This window comes from Pseudomonas sp. FW305-28, from assembly GCF_017351395.1.
In the GTDB taxonomy this organism is placed as follows: Bacteria; Pseudomonadota; Gammaproteobacteria; order Pseudomonadales; family Pseudomonadaceae; genus Aquipseudomonas; species Aquipseudomonas fluorescens_AA.
Genome location: NZ_JACNDD010000220.1, coordinates 1 through 7,583, shown reverse-complemented (window position 1 = coordinate 7,583; position 7,583 = coordinate 1). Strand labels below are relative to the sequence as shown.

Sequence of the window (7,583 nt, the reverse complement as noted above, 5' to 3'; positions counted from 1 at the left end):
TTCCGAAATAAAAGCGTTGGGCCAAAAAAAGGATGACCTGCAGAGGTCATCCTTTTTTGCATCCTGGCTGTCAAGCCTCGGGTACGGGGCAGCTCAAATCCCCTTCCTTGCACTTGAGATAGGTCTTGAACGCCTCGACCCGAGCCTTGGTCTGGGCGGTGATGCAATTGTCATAGATCAGCGGATAGACACTGCCGCCCTCAACCCCAGAGGCGGAGAATTCGCATTCGGCATCACGGAAGCCTATCCAGGCACGCTGAGCCTTGACCAGCATTTTCTTGGCTTCGGGATTGTCCTTCAGGCGTGCGGTGATCTGCTTGTACAAACTGTTCAGTTCATTGTCGGCGGCCTTGTTTTCTTTGGCTGCGCATTGGTTCATTTCGCCTTGAGTAGTGGCGTCAGCGCAGTCGTCGGCCTGGGCAATGGCGACAAAAAGCAGTGGCGTCAGGGCCAGAAGCAAGCGTAGGGACATGTTGGGTCTCTCCTTGAGGGGGTGGAAGCGCCGAGGGAGTTTACATCGCGCCGTGCTGTTTTAAAGTTGGCGAGTGCTAAACGACGGTCTGATACAACTTTCCGGTTGGCCTTGTGGTCTTACAAGCCTACTGTTGAAACACAGGAGGTGACTCATGCATTCATCCGACCGCATTGAAAGAAAGATCCTGCTCAAGGCCCCGCGCTCCCAGGTCTGGCGCGCCCTGGCCAATGCCGAAGCCTTCGGCCAATGGTTCGGTGTCGCCCTTGAGGGGAAACGGTTTGTGGCAGGCGAGCGTACCCAAGGGCAAATTACTTATCCAGGTTACGAACACCTTATCTGGGACGTAGCGGTGGAGCGGGTGGAGCCCGAGCGGGTCTTCTCGTTTCGCTGGCATCCTTACGCTGTCGAGCCGCAGGTAGATTATTCCCAGGAGTCCGAAACCCGAGTGCAATTCGAACTTGAAGACATGGATGGCGGTACCTTGCTCAAAGTCGTGGAGTCGGGTTTCAACAACATTCCCGAGGCACGCCGACTCAAGGCTTTTCGCATGGACAGCCGTGGCTGGGACGAGCAGATGGCCAATATTGAAGCGTTCCTGCACAGGCCTTGAGTTGGCCGGCTGGCAGAGCTAAGGGTTTTCGGAGGGGCAGGTATAGCGAATGTCTTACACGAGATGGTAGCTATGTCGTCTATTTCATTTTGGATCCGAGGCGTAATCTGGACTTATCCACTGAAGCACAGGAAGTGCTCAGGATCAGGGACGATCGACCATGCAAGGATTAGCTATCGACAGGGAGTCGTAATGGTCTTGGAAAAACCCGCTTCGGCGGGTTTTTTTTCGCCCGTTGAAAAGCCAGGAAAGAGTCCTATAGCGAAACGCTTACACGCCGTTGCTGCTTTCTCGTCTTTCTCCAAGTCACCGGTAGGCCTAATCTATGTTCATCCACTGAGTACAGGGAGTGCTTGGGGTCATGGATGATTGGACCAGGCATGGAATGCCGGACAGGGAGTCAAATTGGTCCTCAAAAAACCCGCCTAGGCGGGTTTTTTTTCGTCTATGGAAAAGTTGCCTGATCATGCCAGGCGCCGGGTCATGGTGCGGTCGGCACCATCAGCAGCCAAGGTCTGGCCCCCAGGCGTACGATCAGCACCATCGGCTGCGAGCGTCTGCCCTCCGGGGGTACGCTCGGCACCATCAGCAGCCAAGGTCTGGCCCCCAGGTGTACGGTCAGCACCATCGGCTGCGAGCGTCTGCCCTCCAGGCGTCCGCTCGGCACCATCAGCGGCCAAGGTCTGGCCCCCTGGCGTCCGATCGGCACCATCGGCCGCGAGTGTCTGCCCTCCAGGCGTCCGATCGGCACCATCGGCCGCGAGTGTCTGCCCTCCAGGCGTCCGATCCGCGCCATCAGCGGCCACCGGCTGCTGGTAATCGCCAGCCCAGGTGAAGAAACGGTCTTGCTGCTGGCTCGGCAGGGCAAACGCACTGGCGCTCAGGGCGAAGGTGGTAACGGCGATCAAGGTGTTGAACGTTTTCATGGTAAAGACTCCGGTCATATCAGGTTGAGTGCCGGGTCGTTCAGATGTCGTGATCTGCTGAACCCGTTGCAGCCGGGACGGTTGTCTTGCTGCATGGGTTCAGATTAGGGGCGAGGCGGGGGCGGGCGTTAGACGGATACTGTCCTGGTTTTGCCTGATCCTGTTTGTGTGCAGGATCAGGCGCTCGTGGCTTGCAGGGCCTGGGCACGCAAACGAGCGATGTCTTTGCTCGGCGAGGCGCCAAATAGACGGCTGTATTCGCGGCTGAACTGCGAAGGGCTTTCATACCCCATCTTGTAGCCGATTGACGAAACGTCGCTGTTCTCCGCCAACAACAACCGTCGGGCTTCCTGCAGGCGCAACTGTTTCTGGTATTGCAGCGGGCTCATGGCGGTCACGGCTTTGAAGCGGTGATGCAGGGCCGAAGGGCTGAGATTGATCATTTGTGCCAGGCTGTCGATGCTCAACGGCTCGGCGTAATGGGTGTTGAGCCACTCGATGGCGCGGCTGATGCGATGGGTCTGTGTGTCGGGAATGGCAATTTCGTGCAAGCGCTGGCCTTGGGCGCCACGCAGCAGCCGGTAGAAAATCTCCTGTTGGGCCAACGGCGCGAGGGTGGCGATATCGTCCGGGCTGTCCAGCAGCCGCAGCAAGCGCAACACCGCGTCGAGTAATGGCGCATCGATGCGATCCAGGAACAACCCGCGTCCGGTTCTTTCGGCCGGCACGCCGATGGGGCTGGCGTCGGCGATCAGGCGGCAGATCTGTGCCGGATCGATGTCGAGGCGAATGCACAGATAAGGGCGCTCGGGACTGGCTTCAATCACCTGGCCGGCCAACGGCAGGGTCACCGAGACGACAAGGTAATTGAGCGGGTCATACACGTAGCATTCGTCCGCCAGGTGCACTTCCTTGCGCCCCTCGACAATCACGCACAAACCAGGTTTGTGCACGACGTGCAGGGCTTCGGTCGGCTGGTCACTGCGGATCAGGTGCAACGCCTCGATGGCCGTGGGGTGGACGCCGAATTCCGGGGCGAAGCGCATCATCAGGCTCGCCAGTTCGGCGCGACGCTGATTGACGTTGTCGTCTGGCGCAATGTGGATGGACGTGGATACCGACATGCCGAGCAACCTCCCTGGCCAAAATGAATAGACCGCGCTAGTAAAACCGATTGCGCGGCTGTCGACCAGAGTCGGATCTATCGCTACAGGATTGTGCAAGTGCGCAGGAGGATCCGGCTAACCCTGGCCTCGGTCGGTTCCCTAATCTGGACCTGTCAAAACGCTCCCACCGGGAGCCAATACAGCCAGACGAGGGAACCATCATGTCCGATATTCAAAACAAAGTTGTGGTCATCACCGGCGCCAGCAGCGGGATTGGTGAAGCCGCGGCGCGGTTGCTTGCGGCTCGCGGTGCTCGTGTCGTGCTTGGCGCGCGGCGCATCGATCGTTTGCAAACACTGGTGCAGGAACTCGAAACCGCCGGCCAGCAGGCGGTCTGCAAGGCCGTGGACGTGACCCGTCGTGAGGATGTCCAGGACTTCGTCGACTTTGCTGTCGAGCGATTCGGTCGGGTCGACGTGATCATCAACAATGCCGGGGTCATGCCGCTCTCCAAGCTCGAGGCGCTGAAAGTCGAGGAGTGGGATCGCATGATCGATGTCAACATCCGCGGCGTGCTCCACGGTATCGCCGCCGGCCTGCCGTTGATGCAGCGTCAACGCAGCGGCCAGTTCATCAACATCGCCTCCATCGGTGCCTACGCCGTCAGCCCGACGGCCGCCGTGTACTGCGCCACCAAGTACGCCGTGCGCGCGATTTCCGAGGGCTTGCGCCAGGAAGTCGGGGGCGATGTGCGGGTGACGGTGATTTCCCCCGGTGTGACCGAATCGGAACTGGCCGATAGCATTTCCGATGAAGGTGGACGTGCCGAAATGCGTGAGTTCCGCAGGATCGCCATTCCGGCCGAAGCCATCGCCCGGGCAATCGCCTACGCCATCGAACAACCAGCGGACGTAGACGTCAGCGAATTGATCGTGCGGCCAACCGCCAGTCCATTCTGACCGACTTGACCGACAGGAGATGTCCCATGAGAAAGGCATTTGGAGACCAGGATAAATTCGTCGGCCTATGGGTGACGGCTGATGGCGTGATTCGCCATCGGTTGCTGCCGGGCGGACGCTATGACGAAGCGCGAGGTGTACGTGAAAGCGCATATCAGGGCGACTACTGGCTACAGGATGACCATATCGAATACCACGACGACACCGGTTTCACCGCCGATGGGGATTTTCGCGAAGGCGTGCTTTACCATGCGGGGATGGTGTTGTATCGCCAGGAGGGATGATGAACCGATGACCTTTGCGGTGAGGGGACAACTCCCCCTCACCACGGATTTCATTTCCATCGGGACTGATCGTTACGCCTGTTCCAACCGCGCCGCAGCACGCTGGGTGATTTGCGAGCGCACCCGGAACGACTCGGCCGCACGCCGGTTCGCTTCTTCCAGCACGCGCGTCGGCGCGGTGTCCGGGCTGCCGGCGTTGAACGGAGGGGCAGGGGCGTATTCGAGTTGCAGTTGGATCAGTTCGGCGGTGTCCTGGTCGAACAGTTCGGCCGCCAGGGTCAAGGCGAAGTCGATTCCGGCCGTGATGCCGCCACCGGTGAGCAGGTTGCCGTCGCGGACCACGCGCTCCTTGATCGGCGTCGCGCCCAGGGTTTGCAGCAGGCTGTGATAGGCCCAGTGGGTGGTGGCGCGCTTGCCTTGCAACAGGCCCGCGGCACCGAGCACCAGCGCACCGGTACACACCGAGGTGATGTATTTCGCGTCGGCGGCTTGCCGCTTGATGAAGGCCAGTGTCTGTTCGTCTTCCATCAGGGGGCCGACGCCGGTCCCGCCAGGGACGCAGATCACGTCGAGCTTCGGGCAGTCCTCGAACGTGGTGGTGGGCAGCAACACCAGCCCGGTGCTGGCGGTGACCGGCGCCAGGTCCTTCCAGACCAAGTGGACCTTCACGTCCGGCAACGAGGCCAGCACGTCATAAGGGCCGGTCAGGTCCAACTGCTGGACTTGGGGAAATAACAGCAAACCGATCTGCAACGTCATGTCGCGTTCTCCTTTGGATGATGCCCGAGGGGTGGACGGTTTTACTTTAGATCCGTAGGCTCTGGCGTATACGCCAATAAGCCCACGAATCACGCCAATATGCCCAACTCTCCGAAAATCGTTCATGTCCTGGCCTTCGCCAACGTGCAAGTGCTGGATGTCACTGGGCCCTTGCAGGTCTTCGCATCGGCCAACGACCTGGCCCGCCAGCAAGGCCTGCCGCTGCCGTACACGCCGACGGTCATCGCCGTGGGCGGCGGGGCGGTGATGTCCTCGGCGGGGTTGGCGCTGATGGCCGAGCCGCTGCCGAGCGAAGGCAGCGACACGCTGTTGATCGCCGGAGGCTGGGGTGTGTACGAAGCGGCAAAGGACCCGGCGCTGGTGGCCTGGGTCAAGGATCACGGCCTGCGTTCGCGCCGGGTGGCGTCGGTGTGCACCGGGGCGTTCCTGCTGGCCGCCAGCGGTTGGCTGGACGGACGGCGCGTGGTGACGCACTGGACCCGCTGCGAACAACTGGCCGAGCAACATCCGCAGTTGCGGGTCGAACCCAACCCGATTTTCATCAACGACGGTCCGGTCTGGACCTCGGCCGGGGTCACGGCCGGCATCGACCTGGCCCTGGCGCTGGTCGAGGAGGACCTGGGCCGTGCGGTGGCGCTGGAGGTCGCCCGGCACTTGGTGGTGTTCCTCAAGCGCCCCGGCGGCCAATCGCAGTTCAGCGTGACCTTGTCGCTACAAAAGCAAGGCAGTCGCTTTGATGACCTGCATGCCTGGATCGCCGAAAACCTAACCCGTGACCTGGGCCTGTCGAGCCTGGCCGCCGAGATAGGTATGAGCGAACGCAGCTTTGTACGGCACTACCGCGCCGACACCGGCCAGACCCCGGCGCGGGCCGTGGAGTTGATTCGCGTGGAAACCGCTCGCCGCCTGCTGGCCGACACGGCGGTGTCGATCAAGCGGGTGGCGGTGCAATGTGGCTTCGGCAGCGAAGAAACCCTACGCCGCAGTTTCCTGCGGGCCATGGGCGTGACACCCCAGGCCTATCGCGAGCGGTTCGCCGTCAGCCCTCAAGCAGATCCAGCAATGCCTTGAGCGTGGCCTCGGGGTCTTCCTGGGGAATGTTGTGGCCAACACCGGGCAGCACTCGGCGCTCATAGAACCCCGTGAAATGCTCGACGTCTTCATCGTGTTCCGACGCGGGCCCCACGCCGTCATCGGCGCCGCACAGGGAAATGCTCGGCACGCTGATGGCCGGTTGTGCCGCCAGCCGTTCCTCCATCCACTCCAGCGTCGGGTCGCCCGGCGCGTACATGAAGCGATGACGGTAGGAGTGGATCACCACGTCGACGAAGTCCGGGTTATCGAACGACGCGGCACTGAGGGGGTACCGTTCGGCGCCCCGTGTCCAGGTCGGTGACCACAGGCGCCAGAGCAAGCCACACAGTTCACGCCGGTTCCGGGTCAGGCCCTCGACGCCCCGGGCCGTGTGGAAGTAATACTGGTACCACAGGCGATGTTCGGTTTCCGGGTCCAGCGGCTGGGTGGAGCGTGGAATGTCCTGCAGGTTGTAGCCATCGCCGGTCACCAGGCAGCGCACGCGCTCGGGCCACAGGGCCGCGACGATACACGCCGCCCGACCGCCCCAGTCGTAGCCGCACAGCGCCGCTTGGGGGATGGAGAGTACGTGCATCAGGTCCAGCAGGTCCTGGGCCAACGCCGCTTGCTGGCCGGAACGCATGATGGCCGGGTTGTTGAAGCGGGTCGGGCCGTAGCCGCGCAGGTAGGGCACGATGACCCGGTAGCCACGCTGGGCCAGGGCCGGCGCGACTTCATCGAACGCCCTGGGGTCGTAAGGAAAACCGTGCAGCAGGATGATGGGGTCGCCGCTGGCGGGGCCGTGTTCTTCGTAGGCGATGCGCAGCAACGGCGTGACGGCGAAGTCGATCCTGGGCTCAAGGTTCATGTCGGCCTCCGGCAGTGTGCGGTTGCGTTCAGGCAGGTTCCTGGTTGACGTATTTGGCCCGGTCCGGGGTAAACGTCACGATCATGTTCGTGCTGGAACAGGTCAGGGTGCGCTCCTGGGTCAGGTCGATGTCCAGGTCTTCACCGCGCAGGCCCTGCCATTGGGCGAGGTACTTGAGGCAACCGAATTTTTCGTTTTTCTTCAGGCTGCGGCTGACGCCACCTTTCCAACCCAGCACCGGCAATTCACCGGCCAGGCAACGTTGCGCCAGTTCGGGAAACTTCATCGCCCGGTCGCGGCCGATTTCCCAGCACTTGATCAGACCCCGGTCCTGGCCTTCCCAGAGGTTTTCGCGGGTCAGGCCTGTTCGGGGTGGGGTGGTGATGGGGCGTTTGATATGGGTCATGTCAGGTCCTTGAGTCGGGTTTTTATCGGGCAGCTCCGCTGCACCCGTGAGAGCATCGATCTTAGGAGGGGTTTGGGGGGCTGGCAACTTCTAAC

10 protein-coding genes are annotated in these 7,583 nt (G+C 61.6%); 4 read left to right on the top strand and 6 right to left on the bottom strand.

All coding sequences use genetic code 11. The features are described 5' to 3' along the window. Positions 1-70 precede the first annotated feature (70 nt). Complete coding sequence (locus J4E53_RS28935) at positions 71-472, bottom strand: lysozyme inhibitor LprI family protein (RefSeq protein WP_060741374.1); 402 nt, start codon at positions 470-472, stop codon at positions 71-73. Positions 473-626: 154 nt separating this feature from the next. On the opposite strand from J4E53_RS28935, the gene J4E53_RS28930 reads away from it, so the two are divergent. After that, positions 627-1,085, top strand: coding sequence for an SRPBCC family protein (locus J4E53_RS28930; protein ID WP_060741375.1), 459 nt, complete (start codon positions 627-629; stop codon positions 1,083-1,085). A 464-nt stretch (positions 1,086-1,549) separates the two neighbouring features. Here the strand turns inward: J4E53_RS28930 and J4E53_RS28925 are convergent, their stop codons facing one another. Further along, positions 1,550-2,011, bottom strand: a complete 462-nt coding sequence (locus J4E53_RS28925; protein ID WP_103311189.1) for a hypothetical protein — start codon at positions 2,009-2,011, stop codon at positions 1,550-1,552. Positions 2,012-2,187: 176 nt separating this feature from the next. Next, entirely contained in the window at positions 2,188-3,135 is a 948-nt protein-coding gene (locus tag J4E53_RS28920) for an AraC family transcriptional regulator (protein WP_060741377.1), read from the bottom strand. Between the two features lie 203 nt (positions 3,136-3,338). Here J4E53_RS28920 and J4E53_RS28915 point away from each other — a divergent pair, with 203 nt between their 5' ends. Together J4E53_RS28915 and J4E53_RS28910 are read left to right on the top strand one after the other, a co-directional pair. Then, entirely contained in the window at positions 3,339-4,076 is a 738-nt protein-coding gene (locus J4E53_RS28915; protein ID WP_060741378.1) for an SDR family oxidoreductase, read from the top strand. Between the two features lie 26 nt (positions 4,077-4,102). Continuing rightward, entirely contained in the window at positions 4,103-4,360 is a 258-nt protein-coding gene (locus J4E53_RS28910; protein WP_060741379.1) for an Atu4866 domain-containing protein, read from the top strand. A 72-nt stretch (positions 4,361-4,432) separates the two neighbouring features. Here J4E53_RS28910 and inhA read toward each other — a convergent pair whose 3' ends face one another. Further along, a complete protein-coding gene (gene inhA / locus J4E53_RS28905; protein WP_103311187.1) occupies positions 4,433-5,119 on the bottom strand; it encodes an isonitrile hydratase in 687 nt (228 codons plus the stop codon). Between the two features lie 99 nt (positions 5,120-5,218). Here inhA and J4E53_RS28900 point away from each other — a divergent pair, with 99 nt between their 5' ends. After that, positions 5,219-6,211, top strand: coding sequence for a GlxA family transcriptional regulator (locus J4E53_RS28900; protein WP_103311185.1), 993 nt, complete (start codon positions 5,219-5,221; stop codon positions 6,209-6,211). Here the strand turns inward: J4E53_RS28900 and J4E53_RS28895 are convergent. Next, positions 6,180-7,082 (bottom strand): alpha/beta fold hydrolase, encoded by a 903-nt coding sequence (locus J4E53_RS28895; protein ID WP_103311183.1) that lies wholly within the window; start codon positions 7,080-7,082, stop codon positions 6,180-6,182. The two genes, J4E53_RS28900 and J4E53_RS28895, sit on opposite strands and share 32 nt — an antisense overlap. Positions 7,083-7,110: 28 nt before the next feature. Further along, positions 7,111-7,488, bottom strand: coding sequence for a hypothetical protein (locus J4E53_RS28890; RefSeq protein ID WP_060741383.1), 378 nt, complete (start codon positions 7,486-7,488; stop codon positions 7,111-7,113). Positions 7,489-7,583: the final 95 nt, after the last annotated feature.

Bases quoted from the DNA above. Each gene is read 5' to 3' on its own strand.
- J4E53_RS28935 (WP_060741374.1), bottom strand. From the start codon at position 472: ATGTCCCTACGCTTGCTTCTGGCCCTGACGCCACTGCTTTTTGTCGCC.
- J4E53_RS28930 (WP_060741375.1), top strand. From the start codon at position 627: ATGCATTCATCCGACCGCATTGAAAGAAAGATCCTGCTCAAGGCCCCG.
- J4E53_RS28925 (WP_103311189.1), bottom strand. From the start codon at position 2,011: ATGAAAACGTTCAACACCTTGATCGCCGTTACCACCTTCGCCCTGAGC.
- J4E53_RS28920 (WP_060741377.1), bottom strand. From the start codon at position 3,135: ATGTCGGTATCCACGTCCATCCACATTGCGCCAGACGACAACGTCAAT.
- J4E53_RS28915 (WP_060741378.1), top strand. From the start codon at position 3,339: ATGTCCGATATTCAAAACAAAGTTGTGGTCATCACCGGCGCCAGCAGC.
- J4E53_RS28910 (WP_060741379.1), top strand. From the start codon at position 4,103: ATGAGAAAGGCATTTGGAGACCAGGATAAATTCGTCGGCCTATGGGTG.
- inhA (WP_103311187.1), bottom strand. From the start codon at position 5,119: ATGACGTTGCAGATCGGTTTGCTGTTATTTCCCCAAGTCCAGCAGTTG.
- J4E53_RS28900 (WP_103311185.1), top strand. From the start codon at position 5,219: ATGCCCAACTCTCCGAAAATCGTTCATGTCCTGGCCTTCGCCAACGTG.
- J4E53_RS28895 (WP_103311183.1), bottom strand. From the start codon at position 7,082: ATGAACCTTGAGCCCAGGATCGACTTCGCCGTCACGCCGTTGCTGCGC.
- J4E53_RS28890 (WP_060741383.1), bottom strand. From the start codon at position 7,488: ATGACCCATATCAAACGCCCCATCACCACCCCACCCCGAACAGGCCTG.